The sequence below is a fragment of the Acidovorax sp. NN32 genome (genome assembly GCF_057597245.1).
In genome coordinates this window covers 4346958-4365314 of sequence record NZ_CP199679.1, presented here as the reverse complement: position 1 = coordinate 4365314, position 18357 = coordinate 4346958, and the positions used below count along the sequence as shown (strand labels likewise).

The window sequence follows — 18357 nt, the reverse complement described above, 5'->3', positions numbered from 1 at the left end:
GTGGCTCCCAGAGGGCGGCCACCGGTGTGATCAGTAATTTCCCATGGCCTGGCGGGCCACGAAGTGCTTCAGCGGGCCGCTCAGTTCAAAGCCCTTCATTCCCCAGTTGCGCAGCGCCTGCAGGGGCCCTTCCTGGCGGGAGAAGAGTTGTTGCAGGCCATCCGTCGCCAATCCCATCGGCAGCAGGGCTGCCTTGCGCTCGCGCTCGTAGCCCCGCAGCAAACGTACATCAGCCACACTGCGCCAGTAGTCGCGCCCATGCAGTGCGCTGGCCAGGGCTTGGGCGTCTGCCAGTCCCAGGTTCAACCCCTGGCCTGCGAGCGGATGCACGTTGTGCGCCGCGTCACCAGCCAGCACCCAGCTGCGCGGGTTTTTTCCGGTGGATGGCAAGCTGCCACACCAGCGGTCTGCTTTTGCAAGCTGCAGGGGCCAGGCTGCTCGTTCCGCACTGAGCGTCAGCGACCCCAGGGATTCCCGGCTGGCCATCTGGAGCTTCTGCGCGAATTCTTCAGGGGACAAGGCCATCAGCGGCGCGACATGTTCCTGCAAGACGGACCAGACAACCGCCACGGAGTTCCCCTGCGGCCCGCCCAAAGGCAAAAAAGCCAGAATGCCGTCGGGCAAAAACCATTGCCGTGCTACCTGTTCGTGGGCGCGTTCACACTGCAATCGGGTGGCGATGGCGTGTTGCCCATACGGCGTCACCTGAAAACCCACACCAAACTCTTCGCGCGTGCTGCTGGCGCGGCCCTCGCACACCACGGTCAGGGCCGCTGGCACGGGGACATCGACCATTTCCACCTGGGGCTGGTAGCGCAGAGCTTCGGCGAGGCGGGCCTCCAGGGCGGGCACGTCAACGATCCAGGCCAGGGCTTCCACCCCTTGGGTGGCCGCATCAAAATGCACGGCGCCATCCCGGTCTCCCTGTACCTGCATGGATCGCACGGCTGTGGCGTGCTCTGCATCGGGCCAGCTGCGAAGCGAATCCAGCAGTTTGCGCGATGCTGCGTTCAGCGCATAGGCCCGCACATCGGCGGTTGCGGGGGCCTTCGGGCCGGGTGCAGGTAGCAGGGCCACTTTCAGCCGTTCGCGGGCCAGCAGCAGTGCCAGCGTCTTGCCCACAATGCCGGTGCCGCGAATACAGATATCAAAGGTTTGGGCCATGGCGGCATTGTAGGAGCGGGCCTGGGCCCTTGGGCGCGGTGCAAAATCGGGCTCGCTGTCCAACGGTCATTTTTGAGGAGCACCTTCGCGTGAGTTTCCACCCTGATTCCGATCTGTCGGGCACCATCGCGCGCCTGTTTGTCTATCCCGTCAAGTCGTGTGCTGGCATTGAAGTGCAGCAGGCCGTGCTCACCGATACGGGGCTCGATCTGGACCGTGCCTGGATGGTGGTAGACGCTGAGGGCATGTTTGTAACCCAGCGCACGCTGCCGCGCATGGCGCTGATTCGCCCGCAGCTCAAAGGCGATGAGATGGTGCTGCGTGCGCCTGGCATGCTGGCCTTGCATGTGGCCATCGATGCGGTCGAGGCGCCCGCCACGGTGACCGTGTGGCGCGACACGGTGCCCGCCTGGGACATGGGCGCCGTGGCGGCGCAGTGGTTTACGGACTTCCTCGGCCAGCCCTGCCGCCTTGTCCGTTTTGATCCGGAATACCGCCGCTTGTCCAGCATGGAGTGGACGGGCGGTATCGAGGCGCCGAACCAGTTTGCCGATGGTTTTCCGTTGTTGCTCGCCAGCCAGGCATCGATGGATGAGCTGAACGTGCGACTTCAGGCTGCAGGCCATGCCGCCGCTGGGATCGAGCGGTTTCGGCCCAATGTGGTCCTGGCCGGGGTGGACGCACACGACGAGGACCGAGTGGATCTGGTGCGTGTGGATGCGCAAGAGGGTGAAATCCACCTGCAGCCCGTCAAACCCTGTTCGCGGTGCCCCATTCCTGACATCGACCCCGCGACAGCCGAAAGCAACCCATCGGTGGGGGACACCCTGCGGACCTATCGGAAGGACCAACGGCTCGATGGCGCCATCACGTTCGGAATGAATGCCATCGTGCGCCAGGGGGCGGGCCAGATGCTGCGCGTGGGTCAGCGGGTGGCGGCCAATCTGCGCTTCGACTGACGGTGTGAACATGGCGTGAAAGGGTGATAGCTGGCTGGCCCGTAAAATCGGCGGTTTGTCTCCGAAATCCAGAAAGCCCTGCCATGAGCCTCCAATGCGGCATCGTGGGCTTGCCCAACGTCGGCAAGTCCACCCTTTTCAACGCGCTGACCAAGGCCGGCATCGCCGCCGAAAACTATCCGTTCTGCACCATTGAGCCCAACGTGGGCGTGGTGGAAGTGCCTGACCCCCGCCTGCAGCAGCTCGCCCAGATCATCTCGCCCGAGCGCATCGTGCCCGCCATTGTCGAGTTTGTGGACATCGCTGGTTTGGTGGCCGGTGCCAGTCAGGGTGAAGGCCTGGGCAACCAGTTCCTGGCCCACATCCGAGAAACCGACGCCATCGTGAACGTGGTGCGCTGCTTTGAAGACGACAACGTGATCCACGTGGCTGGCCGTGTGGACCCGATCTCGGACATCGAGGTGATCCAGACCGAGCTGTGCCTGGCCGACATGGGCACCGTCGAAAAGGCGCTCAATCGCTACACCAAGGCTGCCAAGTCGGGCAACGACAAGGATGCCGCCAAGCTGGTGGCGCTGCTCACGCGCATCCAGGCTGCGCTCAATGAAGGCAAGCCCGCCCGCTCGGTCGAGATCACCAAGGAGGAGCAGCCGCTGCTCAAGTCCCTGTGCCTGATCACCGCCAAGCCCGCGATGTTCGTGGGCAACGTGAGCGAAGACGGCTTTGAGAACAACCCCTTCCTCGACCGCCTCAAGGAGTATGCCGCCAGCCAGAACGCCCCCGTGGTGGCCATCTGCGCCAAGATGGAAGCCGAGATGGCTGAAATGAGCGACGAAGACCGTGACATGTTCCTGGCCGAAATGGGCCAGACCGAGCCCGGCCTCGCACGCCTGATCCGCGGCGCCTTCAAGCTGCTGGGCCTGCAGACCTATTTCACTGCGGGTGTGAAGGAGGTGCGCGCGTGGACCATCCACATTGGTGACACGGCACCCCAGGCGGCCGGCGTGATCCACGGTGACTTCGAGCGCGGCTTCATCCGTGCGCAGACGATTGCCTTTGACGATTTCATCGCCTACAAGGGTGAGCAGGGCGCCAAGGATGCTGGCAAGATGCGCGCCGAAGGCAAGGAATACGTGGTCAAGGACGGCGACGTGCTGAACTTCCTGTTCAACGTCTAAAAATCACTGAAAACGCCATCGGGTTATGGCCCGGTGGCCCGCAATCCCTGCAGGGCCCCTGGCATGCAGGGATTTTTTACGACCGTTTGGCAGGGGGGCACGCATCCCCCTGAGCATCGATTTCTATGAACACTGGAATCCTCTACGCCGCCCTGGCTTACATCGCCTGGGGCCTGTTCCCCTTGTATTTCAAGCAGGTGGCAGACGTGCCCTCGCTCGAGGTGGTGATGCACCGCACACTGTGGTCGCTGGTGTTTGTATTTGGCGTACTGATGGTGCGCAGGCAATGGTCGTGGATGGGGACCGTGCTGCGCCATCCCAAGGTGCTGGCGGCATTTGTGCTGTCTGCGATGCTGCTGTCGGGCAACTGGCTTACCTATGTGTGGGCGGTGCAAAACCAGCACGTGGTAGACGCCAGCCTGGGCTATTTCATCCTTCCTCTGGTCAACGTCGCGCTGGGCTTTGTATTTCTGCGTGAGCGGCCTCGCTCGGGCCAATGGATGGCGGTGGCCGTGGCGGCCGCTGGCGTGCTGTGGCTGGCGGTGCAGGCTGGGCGCCTGCCTTGGATTGCACTGGTGCTGGCCTTGAGTTTTGGCTTCTATGGGTTGTTGCGCAAGGTTGCTGTGCTGGGCGCACTGGAGGGTCTCGCGCTGGAGACGCTGGTGCTCGCGCCGGTGGCCGCCGTTGTGCTGGGCTGGTGGGCGTGGCAAGGCCAGGGTGCGCTGGTGCAGGGCACGCCCGCCACCGTCGGCTGGCTGCTGCTTGCGGGCCCCATGACGGCAGTTCCGCTGCTGCTGTTTGCGGCGGGTGCGCGCCTGATCCCGATGTCCACCTTGGGCATCCTGCAGTACATCTCGCCCAGCCTGCAGTTTGCGCTGGGCGTGTGGTTGTTCCATGAACCGTTCGAGCCAGCGCGCCTGGTGGGGTTTGTCTTGATCTGGGCGGCGCTGCTGGTCTACAGCATGGAAGGCTGGTGGACGCGTCGGCGGGTTGTAGTGGCCTGAAGAAGGGCCGAGTTCTCCCCGCACAGCATGCGTGGGACCAGGGGCTGGGAGTCTTTCCGATGGGGCTCGCGTCGCATTCATTGCACAGATTTGCTGCGCCGCTGGTGGCGCTACTGGAAAACACGGAGCGCGACGGTGTCAGTTCTGCGTAAGATGCGCGGGCTCGTCTGCCGGGTGTTGGTGCCTGCAGCCTGCGCATTTCGGTGAAGCATCACCCGAACGAACCCGGGCTCAGGCCTGCCGCCACATGTTTTTTGGTCGCAAGAATCCGTTTTCGGCGACGGACGCATTTCCCCTGTCTGACGCTGTCATGGAGTTCGATGACTCGTCTTCAGCCATGGTGCGCCCGGCCCGCCGCGCGCTGGATGGAATGGGGCCCCGCAGTGGGCGCAGTGCGCGCGAAAAATGGTTGCTGGCCGCAGGTCTGATGGGGCTCTATGCGCTGGCGATGCTAGGGTTTTGTGCGCTGGGCATGGTGGAACTTCAGGTGCTCGCCGTGTTGGGCGTGCTGGTGGCGGTGGTGTGCGCGACCTTCTGGGGCATTTTCAACACGGGCTTGCACAAGAATGTGCGGCATCGGCACCTGAAGCTGGCCATGGTGGCTACAGCGCTCGCGTGCATGCTCGGCATTGTCTACCTGGCGCCCGTTACGCAAATCCTGTTGGCGCCATTCACCTTTGTGGCCGTGGCCTATGGCATTTTCACTGTGCCACGGCCCACCCTGCTGGCACTGGCGGCCTGCATGTTGTGCCTCTATGCCGGGGTGGTGGGGCTGCACTACCTGGAGCAGCAGAACAACGCCCTGCTGCGCCTGGAGGCATTGCATTGGGTGGCTCTGGCGGTCTCTTTGCCCGCCTTCATTGCCCTCATGGGCCGGGTGCAGCGCCTGTACCGCAGCCTCTACCATGCAAGCCGCAAGATCAAGAACATCCAGGAAGACGCCCAGCGCGATCCGCTGGTGGGATGCTTCAACCGCCGCTACGTGTTGGCCGCGCTGGAAGAGCAAAAACAGCTGGCCGACGAAAGTGGCATCCCGTTGTGCCTGGCCGTGCTGGACATTGACCACTTCAAGCGCATCAACGATGAGCTGGGACATCTGGGGGGCGACGAGGTGCTGCGCACCTTTGCGCGCATCGCGCAGCAGGGCGTGCGCGGGGGCGATGTGTTTGGCCGGTATGGGGGTGAAGAGTTTCTGCTCATCTTCCCTGGCACTTCGTTGCTGCCTGCGCTCAATACCTGTGAGCGCATTCGCGCGCAGGTGGAAACCCATGCCTGGACCGGATTGCTCAAGGGCCGGGTGACGGTATCGGTCGGGGTGACGCAGTATGTGTTGGGGGAATCGGTGCTGGAGTTCTTCTCGCGGGCCGATACCGCCATGTACATGGCCAAGGAAGGCGGGCGCAACCAGGTGGTGGTCGAGGAGCCCGTTGCCAAAGGCGATTCGCAGCTGTCGGACTTGTCGATCTCCAGCAGCAACGCTTTCCTGTAGCTGCTGGCCGTTGTTTGCGCTGGCCGGGTTGACAAGCGGCCTTCGGTGTTCACACTGAACGCCTGTTTCCATCCCCCACGTTGGGTGGCATGGCTGCCTTTCGCGCTTGTGCGTGGGTGCCTTTCCCCCGCGTCCGTTCCATGCCCTCATCCACCGACCTGTCGGCCGAATTCGCCACCGCCCAGCAGCGTGTGCGTCTACTGCAGCAACAACCGCAGGCTTTTCCCCACCCTGTAGAGCGCGTGGAATGTATCGAGACCCACATCTCCTGGGTGCTGCTTGCGGGTGACTTTGCCTACAAGCTCAAAAAACCCTTGCAGCTGGACTTTCTGGACTTCAGTACCCATGCCCTGCGGCACGCCGCCTGCGAGGAGGAGCTGCGCATCAATCGCCGCACGGCGCCGGGCGTGTACTTGGGCCTTGTCGGTTTGGTGGGTCAGGTGAATGCTGGGGCGGATGGCGCCCCCACCACGCTTCAGGTGGTGCCGTGGAAAGACGCTCTGCCAGGCGCAGAGCCCGTCGTGTGGATGCGACGTTTTGCCCAGGACGCACTGCTCGCCGCTGCACTGGATGCGCATCGCGTGTCGCCTGTGCAGATCGACCAGCTGGCGTGCCATGTGGCGCAGTTCCACGACGCAGCCGCCATCGCTGCAAGCACCGACAGCTGGGGCACGGCGGCAGCGGTGCAAGCGCCAGTGGATGACTGTGTGGCGGCTCTGCGCGCACCCGTGGCAAGCGCGCTGCCCGGTCAGGGCCCCCTGCTGGCGCAGGTGGTCGGCTGGTGCTGGCACCAGGGGCGGGCCCTGGCCACCGCGTTCGAGGCACGGCGGGCAGCCGGTCGGGTGCGCGAATGCCATGGCGATTTGCATCTGGCCAACATTGCACTCATCGATGGCAAGGCCCAGCTGTTCGATGCCATCGAGTTCAACCCCGCCTTGCGCTGGATCGACTGTGTGGCCGATATCGCCTTTGTGGTGATGGACCTCGCGGCCCATGGCCGGGCCGATCTGGCCTGGCGGTTTTTGAACCGGTGGCTGGAGCACACGGGAGACTACGCGGGCCTGTCCGTTTTGCGGTACTACGGCGCCTACCGCGCTTTGGTGCGGGCGCGGGTTGCTGCCCTGCGGCTGAACCCAACCTGCGGTGATGGCAGTGCGCAGGCTGTGCAAGCCTTGGAGGAATATCTGGAACTGGCGGCGGGTTTTGCGGGGCAACGGCCTGCGCGCTGGCCGGTGGCGCGCCCTGCTGCGTTGTGGCTGGCCCATGGCTTTTCGGGGGCGGGCAAGAGCACCCATGCGCTGACCCTGGCGTGCCAGCGTGGATTGGTGCGCGTGCGGGCGGATGTGGAGCGCAAGCGCCTGTTCGGCCTGGCGCCTAATGCTTCCAGCGACGGCGTACCTGGCGGCATCTACACCGCCGAGGCTACATTCCGCACGCACCAGCGGTTGGCGCAAGTGGCACGCGAGGTGCTGGTGGCAGGCTACTCCGTGATCGTGGATGCCACCTTGCTGGACCGCGATGCCCGCGCGCTTTTCCTGGCCCTGGCCGATTCTGTGCAAGTGCCCTGCCACATCCTGTCGTTCGAGGCCCCCTTGCCGGTGCTGCGCGAGCGTGTGCGCCAGCGCGCGCTGGCCGGAGCCGGTGCGTCAGAGGCGGACGTGGCCGTGCTGGACGCCCAGTGGGCCCGCGCCCACCCGCTGCAGTCCCACGAAGAGGCGATCACGCTGCACGTGGACACCACGGTGCCCGTGAACTGGGACCGTCTATTGCCGCCCTGATCCCGGTGGCTTCGGCGGGCCACTACATCGCCAGATGCCCTGGCATGAAGTACAGCAACACGCTCGTCATAACCAGATAGCGGAAGAATTTGCCCACAGCCATATAGGCCAGGCAAGGCCAGAACGGCAGCTTGAGCCAGCCTGCCACAGCACACAGCGGGTCGCCCACCACGGGCAGCCAGCTCATCAGGCAGGCGGGGGCGCCAAAGCGCCGAAGCCAGTTCAGCGCGCGAACTTCAGTGGCATTGCCACGGGCCTTGTCCACCACCTTGTGAGCGCCCAGGCCCATCCACCAGCTCACACCACCGCCCAGCGTGTTGCCAACCGTGGCCACCAGGATGGCGGGCCAGAAGAGTTCAGGGTTGATCTTGATCAAGCCGAACACCGCAGGCTCCGAGCCCAAAGGCAGCAGCGTGGCGGAGATGAACGCCACCACAAAGACCGTGCTCAGGCCGAACTGCGGCAGCGCAAGCCATTCCAGCAGCTGGTGCATCCAGATTTCCATAGGGGCCAAGTGTAGGGCGGCGCAGCCGGTGCTTTGGTGCCAGAGGGCGCTGTCCTACGCCGGGCTGCGCCATCTGCGCATGGCTTGCAAGGGGCTCCTTTCTTATCGTGGTAACCACACCGTCCCCCGAAAAATTCCCAAGGAGGAGGCAGCATGCAACGTTTTGAACCCCACGTCTTCCCCAGCACCACCCCTCTGGCTGGCGCGCCTGTTGGCTCTCGCTGGCTGCCTCTGGCCCTGGCGCTGCTGATGGCTGCCTGTGTGCACAGCCCACAGGCAGCGGTGCCTGAACTCCAACCCGCTGAGGTGCATGTCGCCAGCCCTTGCAGCGAAACCCCTTCTGCGCGTGCCGCCTTGCAGCGGGTGGGCCAGGAATTGCAGGCGCAGGGCATGGTGTTGCAGGCTACCTGCCCGGCCACTGGTGGCGGCTGGGTGGTGCAGGTGCGTGTGGTGGACGGCATGAAGGCCAGCAAGGTGGTGCGCGGGCCACTGGCCGATGGGCACGATGTGGACATGGGAACGCCTGCGGGTGCGGCGCTGGCAGGTGCAGAGTCGGCCGCCCAGGGCTTCTCGCCCGATGTGCTGCACAACCGCGCCTGGCTGCATGCGACGATGGCCCGCCACCAGTTTGAAAACACCCCCGATGCTTGGTGGCACTTTGCGCTGCGCGGCGCTGCAACGGTGCACACCGCGGACGCTGACCTCGCCGCGCGATGACCTTGCTCCCTGCGGGGTGGTACTCGCCCCGGCTGCGCGTGAGGGTGACAAAGCCGTCCGATTTTCAGCGGTCGAGATATTTCATTTGCTGAAATTTTGAGCAGGTACAATCCTGCCTCCTTTTTCAGCATCTGCTGCTGCCTCCCTATCCCACCCCGCCCATGCACATCGGCCACATTCCTTTGGCGAACCGGTTGTTCGTCGCCCCGATGGCGGGCGTCACCGACCGGCCGTTCCGCCAGCTGTGCAAGGCGCTGGGTGCGGGCTATGCGGTGAGCGAGATGGTGACCTCGCGCAAGGACTTGTGGAACAGTCTCAAGACCTCGCGCCGGGCCAACCATGAAGGGGAGCCGGGGCCCATTGCCGTGCAGATCGCTGGCACCGATGCCCCGATGATGGCCGAGGCTGCGGTCTACAACGTGGAACGCGGCGCGCAGATCATCGACATCAACATGGGCTGCCCGGCCAAGAAGGTCTGCAACAAATGGGCGGGCTCCGCCCTGATGCAAAACGAAGCGTTGGCAGTGGAAATTGCCGCTGCGGTGGTCGAGGCCTGCACGCCCTTCAACGTGCCTGTCACGCTGAAGATGCGCACCGGCTGGTGCCAGGAGCACAAGAACGCCGTGGCATTGGCGCGGCAGTTTGAAAGCGTGGGCATCCAGATGCTCACCGTGCACGGCCGCACCCGTGAGCAGGGCTACAAGGGCCACGCGGAGTACGACACCATCGCAGCCGTCAAGGCGGCGGTGAAGGTGCCCGTGGTGGCCAACGGCGACATCACCTCGCCCGAAAAGGCGCGCGACGTGCTCGCTGCCACTGGCGCCGACGCGATCATGATCGGCCGCGCCGCACAGGGCCGACCATGGATCTTCCGCGAGATCGGCCACTTTCTGGCCACGGGCGAACACCTGGCGCCGCCGCTGGTGGCCGAGGTGCGCCGCCTGCTGCTGGACCACCTGCAAGACCACTACCGCCTGTATGGCGAGCTGACCGGCGTGCGCAGTGCGCGCAAGCACATTGCCTGGTACCTGCGCGCGCTGCCGGGCGGCGAGGCCTTCAGGCAACACATCAACACGATCGAAGACTGCACCACGCAGTGGCAGGCCGTGGCCCACCACCTGGACGCCCTCGGGCAACAGATGGACCGGCTGCCTGCCGCCACGGGCTTGGACGCAGAACCAGAAGAACAAGAGGGATTGGCTGCATGAGCAAGAAACACATAGAAGAATGCGTGCGCGAGAGCCTGCAGGGCTACTTTCGCGACCTGGGCGGCGAGACGCCCGATGGCATGTACGACATGCTGGTGCGTGTGGTCGAAAGGCCGCTGCTGGAAGTCGTGATGCAGCAGGCCGACAACAACCAGTCCCGCGCGGCCGAATGGCTGGGCTTGAACCGCAACACGTTGCGCAAAAAGCTCGTCGAGCACAAGCTGCTCTGACGTCATTGTGTTATTTGCTATTTAATTTGTAGCTGTTTGCGCTTGATGGATAAGCGCTAGAGCCTGTTTTTATTCAAACTCTCCCCTCCCACACCATGAACGCACTTCTCTCCGTCTCCGACAAGACCGGCATCGTCGAATTCGCCCAAGCGCTGCACGCGCTGGGCATCAAGCTCCTGTCCACCGGTGGCACCGCCAAACTGCTGGCCGACAAAGGCCTGCCCGTGACCGAAGTGGCTGAGGTCACCCAGTTCCCCGAGATGCTGGACGGCCGCGTGAAGACGCTGCACCCCAAGGTGCACGGCGGCCTGCTGGCGCGCCGCGAGCTGCCCGAACACATGGCAGCGTTGAAGGAACACGGCATCGACACCATCGACCTGCTGGTGGTCAACCTCTACCCCTTTGAAGCCACTGTGGCCAAGGCCGGCTGCACGCTGGCCGACGCCATCGAGAACATCGACATCGGCGGCCCCGCCATGGTGCGCAGCGCCGCCAAGAACTGGAAGGACGTGGGCGTGATCACCTCGGCCGACCAGTACGACGCCGTGCTGGCCGAGCTGAAGGCCGGTGGCAAGTTGAGCGACAAGCTGCGTTTTTCGCTGTCGGTGGCTGCGTTCAATCGCATCGCCCAGTACGACGGTGCCATCAGCGACTACCTCTCGTCCGTCACGTTCGAAGAAGAAAAACTGTCGGAAACCTACGTGCCCACGCGCACCCAGTTCCCCGGCCAGAGCAACGGCATCTTCACCAAGGTACAAGACCTGCGCTACGGTGAAAACAGCCACCAGCAAGCCGCGCTGTACCGCGACCTGTACCCCGCGCCCGGCTCGCTGGTCACCGGCGTGCAATTGCAGGGCAAGGAGCTGAGTTACAACAACATCGCTGACGCTGATGCGGCGTGGGAATGCGTGAAGAGCTTTGACGCCGCCGCCTGCGTGATCGTCAAGCACGCCAACCCCTGTGGCGTGGCCGTGGGCCTGGACGCGCTGAGCGCCTACAGCAAGGCCTTCCAGACCGACCCCACCAGCGCTTTCGGCGGCATCATCGCGTTCAACCGCGTGGTGGACGGCCCGGCCGCCCAGCAGGTGAGCAAGCAGTTTGTCGAAGTGCTGATGGCCCCTGACTTCACGGCCGAGGCGCTGGAGATCTTCAAGGCCAAGGCCAATGTGCGCCTGCTCAAGATTGCACTGCCCGCGCATGGTGGCAAGACTGACTGGGAACGCGGCCGCAACGCCATGGACGCCAAGCGCATCGGCTCGGGCCTGCTGCTGCAGACCGCCGACAACCACGAACTGTCGCTCATCGACCTCAAGGTCGTGACCCAGAAGCAGCCCACGCTGGAAGAAATGGAAGACCTGCTGTTCGCCTGGAAGGTGGCCAAGTACGTCAAGAGCAATGCCATCGTCTTCTGCAAAGGAGGCATGACCATGGGCGTGGGCGCTGGCCAGATGAGCCGCCTGGACTCGGCCCGCATCGCCAGCATCAAGGCAGGCCACGCAGGCCTGACCTTGCAAGGCACGGTCGTAGCCAGTGACGCCTTCTTCCCCTTCCGCGACGGCCTCGATGTGGTGGTCGATGCAGGCGCCACCTGCGTCATTCAGCCCGGTGGTTCCATGCGCGACAACGAAGTGATTGACGCCGCCAACGAGCGCGGCGTAGCCATGGTGTTCAGTGGCGTGCGCCACTTCCGCCATTGATTCGACCGGCGGTCATCCAGCAAAAAGCGGCTTCCAAGGAAGCCGCTTTTTTTATGCCCTCTGTCAGGATGAAGATGAGGTTCAGGTGCCGAAATTCATCGGCAGTCCCACATAGTTCTCGGCCAGCGACACCGAAGCAGCGCGTGAGTTCACCAGGTAGTCCAGCTCGGCCTCCTGAATCTTCTGGCCGAACTCGCCCGTCTCGGGAAAGCGGTGCATCAGCGAGGTGAACCACCACGAGAAGCGCTCGGCGCGCCACACGCGGCGCAGGCAGCGGTCGGAGTAGGTGTCGATGCCCACGGCGGATTTCTCTGTGTAGAACTCGGTGAGCGCGGTCCACAGGTAACCCACGTCGCTTGCCGCCAGGTTCAGGCCCTTGGCGCCCGTGGGCGGCACGATGTGGGCCGCGTCGCCCGCCAGGAACATGCGGCCAAACCGCATGGGCTCGGCCACAAAGCTGCGCAGCGGGGCAATGCTCATCTCCAGCGCCGGGCCGGTGACCAGATTGGCACGTGCCTCAGGGTCCAGGCGATTGCCCAGCTCGGCCCAGAACTGGTCGATGGTCCAGTTCTCGATCTTGTCGGTGTTGGGCACCTGCACGTAGTAGCGGCTGCGGGTGGCGCTGCGCATGCTGCACAGCGCAAAGCCGCGCTCGGTGTTGGCGTAAATCAGTTCGTGCGAGACGGGCGGCACATCGGCCAGCACACCCAGCCAGCCAAAGGGGTAGATGCGTTCGTAGGTCTTGAGCAGGTCGGCCGGGGCGCTGGCGCGGCACACGCCGTGGTAGCCGTCGCAGCCTGCGATGAAGTCACAGGCCAACTCGTGCGTCTGGCCGTCCTTCTGGTAGGTCACGCGGGGGCTTTGGCCTTCGAAGTCGTGCACTTGTACGTTCTGCGCGTCGTACACGGTGGTCAAGCCTTCTGCCGCGCGCGCGTCCATCAGGTCGCGCGTCACTTCGGTCTGGCCGTACACCGTGACGCGGCTGCCGCCGGTCAGCTCGTGCAGGTCGATGCGGTGGCGCTGCCCCTTGAACAGCAGCTCGATGCCATCGTGGGGCAGCCCTTCGGCATGGGCACGGGCCCCGACACCGGCCTTGTCCAGCAGGTCCATGCTGACCTGCTCCAGCACGCCGGCACGGATGCGGCCCAGCACGTAGTCGGGGCTGCGCTGTTCGATGATGACGGCGTCAATGCCGGATTTGTAGAGCAACTGGCCGAGCAGCAGACCGGCGGGGCCTGCGCCGATGATGGCAACCTGGGTACGCATGATGGACAACCTCACAAAGGCGTTAGAAAGCGGTAAAGGAACAGGGCCAAGCGTAGGTTGATCCATGTCAATTGAAGCCCGGCCCACTCCGCTATCGTGCGATTGATGGATCTGATGTGCGATCATCGCGCAATCTTCCATAGCCTCGGCTCACCTCCAGTCTTCGACCAGGCGACCGACCCCAGGCGCCCCAGGCAAACCATGACCACCGTACCCATCGCCAAGGCGGATTTCATCGAAGGCATGGCCAAGGGCATGGCGGTGCTGGAGAGTTTTGACACCGAGCGCCAGCGGCTCAATGCCACACTGGCCGCGCAGCGCACGGGTCTCACGCGCGCGGCGGCGCGGCGGCACCTGCTGACGCTGGCGCACCTGGGGTATCTGGAGACAGATGGCAGCTACTTCTGGCTGGCGCCCAAGGTGCTGCGGTTTTCAGGCAGCTACCTGGCCTCAGCCCGCCTGCCGCGTGTGCTGCAGCCCACGCTGAACCGGCTGGCTGCCCAGACGCAGCAGTCGTTTTCGGCCGTGGTGCTGGATGGCAGCGAGGTGGTGATCGTGGCGCGCAGCGGGGTGTACGGCGCGCCGTCGCGCGTGCTGGCCTATGGCCTGCACCTGGGCGCGCGGCTGCCGGCGCACCCCACGTCCACGGGGCGCGTGCTGCTGGCGGCATTGCCTCCTGCGCAACTCACTGCGTGGCTCAAGGCCTGCTCACTGCACCGCCTCACGCCCCACACCATCACCCAGGTCGGCCCGCTGCGGCAGGTGGTTGCCAAGGTGCGGCGCGATGACTATTGCCTGGCGGTGGAAGAGCACGAACTGGGCGTGCACGCGCTGGCCGTGCCCCTGCGCAATCTGCAGGGCGACACGGTGGCGGCGCTCAATGTGGTGGCGTCACCCAAGCAGGTGGATGAGAGCAGCCTGCAGCGCGACCTGCTCCCGCTGCTGCAGGAGGCCGCGCGCGAGTTGCGGGGGCTGTTGTAAGCCTGAGCTTATGCCGCGACAATGCGCCCCGTGCCCGCCGCGCCCGCCAGCACCTTCAGAGATTTGTCGGTGCTGGCCGTGTAGTTGCGACTGGTGATGGTGCTCACGTACACCCAGTCGGCGCGGCACTCCGTGGCGGTGGCAGTCAGCACCATGTAGCCACGGCGCGAGGTATCGCAGTACTTCAGCGGCGCGATGAGCTGCTGCAGCGCACCGGCCAGTGTGGCGGGGTTTTCGTTCGGCAGGTATTCCTCAAACCCCGGCGAGGTGACGGACGAGGTGGCAAATTCCACACCCACGGCATTGCCGCTCATGTCCCGCAGCTCGTTGGCCCAGGCGTTGTGGGTGTCGCCCGACAGCACCACTAGGTTCTTGCCCAGGCTGCGCGAGGTGGCCAGCACCGTCTCGCGTGCCACCTGGTAGCCGTCCCAGGCGTCCAGGTTGTAGGGAATGGAGGGCTGCGCCAGGATGGCCTGCTCGGCCGGTGTGAGGCTGGCGGGGTCTGTCTGCGCGCGTCCCACCAGGGCCGCGTACTGGCTGACGGTGACGCCTGCGCCGGGTTGCAGCGTTTCCATCAGGATGGGCGCGGGAATGTTCATGCGACCCATCAGCACCTGCTGCCCCAGCACCTGCCAGGTAGCGCTGGATGTGGCCATCTGCTGCTGAAGCCACTGTGTCTGCGTGGTGCCCAGCAGCTGGCGACTGGTGCTGCCCACGGCGGCGGTGAATGCGGCGGCGTCAAAGCCGGTGGCAGTGAAAAACTGGCCGTAGTCGAGCTGCTCATCACGTGCCACCACGCGGGTGTCGAGCATGTGCAGCGCCACCAGGTTGCCAAAAGCAAAGCTGCGGTAGATCAGCTCGGGCTGCGCGTTGCGGGTGGGCATCCACTCGTGGTACGCCTGCATGGCCGCGGCTTTGCGCGCGCTGAAACTGCCTTCGGTGGCGCTCTGGTGGTTTTCTGCGCCGTTGCTCCAGGTGTCGTTGGTGATCTCGTGGTCGTCCCACACGGCGATCATGGGGGCGGCTGCGTGCAGGTCCTGCAGGTCGGAGTCGGTTTTGTATTGGGCGTGGCGCTGGCGGTAGTCGGCAAGGCTCAGGATCTCGTGGGCAGGCTGCGACAGGCGCCCCAACGCGCCTGCGTTGGCTGACGCATATCCACCCCGGGCATATTCATAGACGTAGTCGCCCAGGTGGACGGTGGCATCCAGGTCATTGCGGCGGGCCGCGTCGGCATACACATTGAAGTAGCCGGCGGGGTAGTTGGCGCACGAAAACACGGCCAGCTTGACCTGCGCCACGCTGCCGGTGGGCAGGGTGCGCGTGCGGCCGGTGGCGGTGTGGGCAGCGTACGCACGAAAGCGGTAGTAGTACGCAGTGGCCGCCTTGAGCCCGGTGGCATCGACCTTGACGGTGAAGTCCTTGCTGGCCAGCGCCGTGGTCTTGCCATGGGCAGCGATGGAGGTGAAGTTGCTGTCTGTGGCAAGTTCCCATTCGACAGGGATATCGCTGGTGAGGCCAGCGGGTGGGGTCACCCGTGTCCACAGCATCACGCGGTCGGCCAGCGGGTCGCCGCTGGCGATGCCGTGTGCAAACTGCACGGCAGGCGCATCGTCATCGCCGCCGCCGCAGGCCGCCAGCGGCAGGGTGCCCAGCGCGGCTGCAGCGATGCCGAGCTGGCGCACGAAGCGCCGCCGCCCGGCATCGGCCTGCGCAGCGTCGCGGAAAGGGTGGGAGGTAGAGACGAGGGGTTTGTGTGCCATGGCGCGGGTGGTGTGGGGGAAAACACCCGAGCCTGCCCGCATTGCATGACGGCCGCGTGAAGCGAGGGCGCTGCGCCCCCTGCTACAAAAAAATATCAATAAAAAAATCCTCTAGCGCTTGGTGGTAAAGCGCTGGCAGCTATTATTTTGATAGTTCTTTGAACACTTCGCGCGCGGCAGCCACGGTGGCGGCAATGTCTTCGGGTGTGTGGGCGGCGCTGACAAAACCGGCCTCGTACAGCGCAGGTGCAATATAGATGCCGCGATCAAGCAGGCCGTGGAACAGCTGGTTGAAGCGCGCGCTGTCGGTCTTGAGCACCTGGGCGTAGTTTTGGGGCAGCTCGGGCATCAGGAAGAAGCCGAACATGCCGCCTTCGCTGTCGGTGCTGAAGGGCACGCCTTCAGCCGCCGCCGCAGCGGCGAGGCCATCAACCAGGGAGCGTGTGGTGGCCGACAGTGCGTCGAAGAAGCCCGGCTTCTTGATCTCGCGCAGCGTGGCCAGCCCGCAGGCCGTGGCCACAGGGTTGCCCGACAGCGTGCCTGCCTGGTACACGGCGCCCAACGGTGCGAGGTTTTCCATGATGGCGCGCGGGCCACCAAAGGCTGCCAGCGGCATACCACCGCCAATGACCTTGCCCAGCACCGTGATGTCGGGTTTGAAGCCGGGGATGCTCTTGGCATAGACGCTTTGCGCGCTGCCCAGGGCGACGCGAAAGCCCGTCATCACCTCATCCAGCACCAGCAGCGCGCCATATTCGGTGCACAGCTCGCGGCAGCGCTTCATGAACGGCACGCTGGCGCGCACCAGGTTCATGTTGCCCGCGATGGGCTCGATCATCACGCAGGCCAGTTCCTTGCCGTGCTGGGCAAAGGCCTCTTCGAGCTGAGCGACGTTGTTGTATTCGAGCACCAGGGTGTGCTGCACCACCTCGGGCGGCACGCCCGCGCTGGTGGCATTGCCGAAGGTGGCCAGGCCCGATCCGGCCTTGACCAGCAGCGAATCGGCATGGCCGTGGTAGCAGCCTTCGAACTTGATGAACTTGCTGCGGCCTGTGGCGCCACGGGCCAGGCGGATCGCGCTCATGCCCGCTTCGGTACCCGAGCTTACGAGGCGGATCATTTCCATCGACGGTACGAGGCTCAGGATTTCCTCGGCCAGCTCCACCTCGCGTTCGGTCGGTGCGCCAAAGCTGAAGCCTTCGAGCGCTGCGCTCTGCACGGCTTCGAGCACAGCGGGGTGGCCGTGGCCCAGGATCATCGGGCCCCAGGAGCCGATGTAGTCGATGAAACGCTGGTCGTTGGCATCCCAGAAGTAGGCGCCTTTGGCGCGCTTCACAAAACGCGGCGTGCCGCCCACGGCCTTGAAGGCCCGCACGGGCGAATTCACGCCGCCGGGGATCAGCGCCTTGGCGCGTTCGAACAGGGGGATATTGAGATCAGTGCTTGGTGTCATGGGGGGGCATCACAAAGCCTTCGAGGGCCTGTGCTTCGTCAATTGGGGGCTCTTCTTCGTCACCATCGGCCTCGTCATCGTCGGGCTGGGCCCAGAACATGCGGTCGGGCACGATATGCCCCATGCCGGGGCGAAAGCCGGCATCCAGGCAGCGGTCGAGGTAGCCCAGAGCTTCGCTGGTGGCTTCGCCCAGGTCGTTGCCGCTGGCCACCAGGGCCGTGAGGGCCGCCGACAAGGTATCGCCGGCGCCGGAGAAGGTGGCGTCGAACAGTTCGAACTTGCCACTGCCCAGCACGGTCTGGGGGGAGGCCAGCACGTTCTCGACAAACTGCTCGGGCAGGGGAATGCCGGTGACCAGGGTATAGGGCACGCCCATTTCGGAGGCGGCCCGGGCAATGTCGCGGGCTGTGGGGCTGCGGTCGCTGGTCCAGTCGGGCAACAGCCAGCGCCACAGGGTGCTGTGGTTTCCAACCAACACCGAGGTCTGCGGTAACAACAATTCGCGGAAGGCATCGAGGTACTCGTCGATCAGCTCATCGCGCCACCAGGACAGGTTGGGCATGTACGCTATCACTGGGACTTCATCATAGTCAGTGGTTATCTCGGCGATGGTGCTGATGTTCTCCGGACTGCCCACGAAACCGACCTTGATGGCCTGGACCGGCAGGTCTTCCAGCACGGCCCGGGCCTGCTCGGCCACCGCCTCGTCGTCAAAGCTGAAGTGGTCGAAAATCTGCGCCGTGTCGCGGGCATATGCGCCTGTGACCACGGCAATCGGATGCCCGCCCACGGAGGCAATGGTGGTGATGTCGGCTGTCAGTCCGCCAGCGCCGCTGGGGTCGCTGGCATTGAAGACGAGCACGCATGCAGGGCTTGCGTCCTCCAAACCGTCATCTTCAATATCTATGCTTTCGGGGGGGGGAGGGGATGCTTTGATGGTCATGGACCAGATCCTGCTTGAGGGGTGG

At 64.7% G+C, this 18357-nt stretch carries 16 protein-coding genes; 10 read left to right on the top strand and 6 right to left on the bottom strand.

Annotated features, from left to right (window positions below):
* Positions 1 to 30 precede the first annotated feature (30 nt).
* A complete protein-coding gene (locus ACT89O_RS20070; protein ID WP_487260983.1) occupies positions 31 to 1164 on the bottom strand; it encodes an FAD-dependent monooxygenase in 1134 nt (377 codons plus the stop codon).
* 89 nt (positions 1165 to 1253) lie between these two features.
* Here ACT89O_RS20070 and ACT89O_RS20065 point away from each other — a divergent pair, with 89 nt between their 5' ends.
* From ACT89O_RS20065 to ACT89O_RS20045, 5 genes are all read left to right on the top strand, one after another.
* Complete coding sequence (locus ACT89O_RS20065) at positions 1254 to 2123, top strand: MOSC domain-containing protein (protein WP_487260982.1); 870 nt, start codon at positions 1254 to 1256, stop codon at positions 2121 to 2123.
* 83 nt (positions 2124 to 2206) lie between these two features.
* Complete coding sequence (gene ychF, locus ACT89O_RS20060) at positions 2207 to 3301, top strand: redox-regulated ATPase YchF (RefSeq protein WP_487260981.1); 1095 nt, start codon at positions 2207 to 2209, stop codon at positions 3299 to 3301.
* 125 nt (positions 3302 to 3426) lie between these two features.
* Positions 3427 to 4305, top strand: a complete 879-nt coding sequence (gene rarD / locus ACT89O_RS20055) for an EamA family transporter RarD (RefSeq protein ID WP_487260980.1) — start codon at positions 3427 to 3429, stop codon at positions 4303 to 4305.
* A gap of 310 nt (positions 4306 to 4615) precedes the next feature.
* The gene (locus tag ACT89O_RS20050; protein WP_487260979.1) at positions 4616 to 5794 is read left to right on the top strand and encodes a GGDEF domain-containing protein; all 1179 of its coding nucleotides are present in this window, start codon (positions 4616 to 4618) and stop codon (positions 5792 to 5794) included.
* Between the two features lie 140 nt (positions 5795 to 5934).
* On the top strand, positions 5935 to 7572 hold the full coding sequence (locus ACT89O_RS20045) for a bifunctional aminoglycoside phosphotransferase/ATP-binding protein (protein WP_487260978.1): 1638 nt from the start codon (positions 5935 to 5937) through the stop codon (positions 7570 to 7572).
* A 22-nt stretch (positions 7573 to 7594) separates the two neighbouring features.
* Here ACT89O_RS20045 and ACT89O_RS20040 read toward each other — a convergent pair whose 3' ends face one another.
* Positions 7595 to 8077, bottom strand: coding sequence for a YqaA family protein (locus ACT89O_RS20040; protein WP_055393381.1), 483 nt, complete (start codon positions 8075 to 8077; stop codon positions 7595 to 7597).
* A 153-nt stretch (positions 8078 to 8230) separates the two neighbouring features.
* Here ACT89O_RS20040 and ACT89O_RS20035 point away from each other — a divergent pair, with 153 nt between their 5' ends.
* The 4 genes from ACT89O_RS20035 to purH all read left to right on the top strand — a co-directional run bounded on the left by ACT89O_RS20035 (position 8231) and on the right by purH (position 11929).
* The gene (locus tag ACT89O_RS20035; protein WP_487260977.1) at positions 8231 to 8794 is read left to right on the top strand and encodes a D-Ala-D-Ala dipeptidase; all 564 of its coding nucleotides are present in this window, start codon (positions 8231 to 8233) and stop codon (positions 8792 to 8794) included.
* 161 nt (positions 8795 to 8955) lie between these two features.
* Complete coding sequence (gene dusB, locus ACT89O_RS20030; protein WP_487260976.1) at positions 8956 to 10002, top strand: tRNA dihydrouridine synthase DusB; 1047 nt, start codon at positions 8956 to 8958, stop codon at positions 10000 to 10002.
* Complete coding sequence (locus ACT89O_RS20025) at positions 9999 to 10232, top strand: Fis family transcriptional regulator (RefSeq protein WP_015015597.1); 234 nt, start codon at positions 9999 to 10001, stop codon at positions 10230 to 10232. Before dusB ends, ACT89O_RS20025 begins: the two co-directional genes overlap by 4 nt.
* Positions 10233 to 10327: 95 nt before the next feature.
* The gene (gene purH, locus ACT89O_RS20020; protein ID WP_487260975.1) at positions 10328 to 11929 is read left to right on the top strand and encodes a bifunctional phosphoribosylaminoimidazolecarboxamide formyltransferase/IMP cyclohydrolase; all 1602 of its coding nucleotides are present in this window, start codon (positions 10328 to 10330) and stop codon (positions 11927 to 11929) included.
* An 81-nt stretch (positions 11930 to 12010) separates the two neighbouring features.
* Here the strand turns inward: purH and pobA are convergent, their stop codons facing one another.
* Positions 12011 to 13195 (bottom strand): 4-hydroxybenzoate 3-monooxygenase, encoded by a 1185-nt coding sequence (pobA, locus tag ACT89O_RS20015; protein WP_487260974.1) that lies wholly within the window; start codon positions 13193 to 13195, stop codon positions 12011 to 12013.
* A gap of 201 nt (positions 13196 to 13396) precedes the next feature.
* Between pobA and ACT89O_RS20010 the strand changes: the two genes are divergently transcribed.
* Entirely contained in the window at positions 13397 to 14176 is a 780-nt protein-coding gene (locus tag ACT89O_RS20010; RefSeq protein WP_218301739.1) for an IclR family transcriptional regulator domain-containing protein, read from the top strand.
* A gap of 8 nt (positions 14177 to 14184) precedes the next feature.
* On the opposite strand, the gene ACT89O_RS20005 is transcribed toward ACT89O_RS20010, so the two are convergent.
* The 3 genes from ACT89O_RS20005 to thiD form a co-directional block, all read right to left on the bottom strand.
* Positions 14185 to 15936: an alkaline phosphatase D family protein gene (locus ACT89O_RS20005; protein WP_487260973.1), complete on the bottom strand. Its 1752-nt coding sequence runs from the start codon at positions 15934 to 15936 to the stop codon at positions 14185 to 14187.
* A gap of 142 nt (positions 15937 to 16078) precedes the next feature.
* Positions 16079 to 17389 (bottom strand): glutamate-1-semialdehyde 2,1-aminomutase, encoded by a 1311-nt coding sequence (gene hemL, locus ACT89O_RS20000; RefSeq protein ID WP_487260972.1) that lies wholly within the window; start codon positions 17387 to 17389, stop codon positions 16079 to 16081.
* A complete protein-coding gene (gene thiD / locus ACT89O_RS19995) occupies positions 17373 to 18332 on the bottom strand; it encodes a bifunctional hydroxymethylpyrimidine kinase/phosphomethylpyrimidine kinase (RefSeq protein ID WP_055393365.1) in 960 nt (319 codons plus the stop codon). The genes hemL and thiD overlap by 17 nt, the downstream gene beginning before the upstream one ends.
* Positions 18333 to 18357: the final 25 nt, after the last annotated feature.

Excerpts from the sequence above, each read along its gene's own strand:
- ACT89O_RS20070 (WP_487260983.1), bottom strand. The coding sequence starts at position 1,164 with ATGGCCCAAACCTTTGATATCTGTATTCGCGGCACCGGCATTGTGGGC.
- ychF (WP_487260981.1), top strand. The coding sequence starts at position 2,207 with ATGAGCCTCCAATGCGGCATCGTGGGCTTGCCCAACGTCGGCAAGTCC.
- rarD (WP_487260980.1), top strand. The coding sequence starts at position 3,427 with ATGAACACTGGAATCCTCTACGCCGCCCTGGCTTACATCGCCTGGGGC.
- ACT89O_RS20050 (WP_487260979.1), top strand. The coding sequence starts at position 4,616 with ATGGAGTTCGATGACTCGTCTTCAGCCATGGTGCGCCCGGCCCGCCGC.
- ACT89O_RS20045 (WP_487260978.1), top strand. The coding sequence starts at position 5,935 with ATGCCCTCATCCACCGACCTGTCGGCCGAATTCGCCACCGCCCAGCAG.
- ACT89O_RS20040 (WP_055393381.1), bottom strand. The coding sequence starts at position 8,077 with ATGGAAATCTGGATGCACCAGCTGCTGGAATGGCTTGCGCTGCCGCAG.
- ACT89O_RS20035 (WP_487260977.1), top strand. The coding sequence starts at position 8,231 with ATGCAACGTTTTGAACCCCACGTCTTCCCCAGCACCACCCCTCTGGCT.
- dusB (WP_487260976.1), top strand. The coding sequence starts at position 8,956 with ATGCACATCGGCCACATTCCTTTGGCGAACCGGTTGTTCGTCGCCCCG.
- ACT89O_RS20025 (WP_015015597.1), top strand. The coding sequence starts at position 9,999 with ATGAGCAAGAAACACATAGAAGAATGCGTGCGCGAGAGCCTGCAGGGC.
- purH (WP_487260975.1), top strand. The coding sequence starts at position 10,328 with ATGAACGCACTTCTCTCCGTCTCCGACAAGACCGGCATCGTCGAATTC.
- pobA (WP_487260974.1), bottom strand. The coding sequence starts at position 13,195 with ATGCGTACCCAGGTTGCCATCATCGGCGCAGGCCCCGCCGGTCTGCTG.
- ACT89O_RS20010 (WP_218301739.1), top strand. The coding sequence starts at position 13,397 with ATGACCACCGTACCCATCGCCAAGGCGGATTTCATCGAAGGCATGGCC.
- ACT89O_RS20005 (WP_487260973.1), bottom strand. The coding sequence starts at position 15,936 with ATGGCACACAAACCCCTCGTCTCTACCTCCCACCCTTTCCGCGACGCT.
- hemL (WP_487260972.1), bottom strand. The coding sequence starts at position 17,389 with ATGACACCAAGCACTGATCTCAATATCCCCCTGTTCGAACGCGCCAAG.
- thiD (WP_055393365.1), bottom strand. The coding sequence starts at position 18,332 with ATGACCATCAAAGCATCCCCTCCCCCCCCCGAAAGCATAGATATTGAA.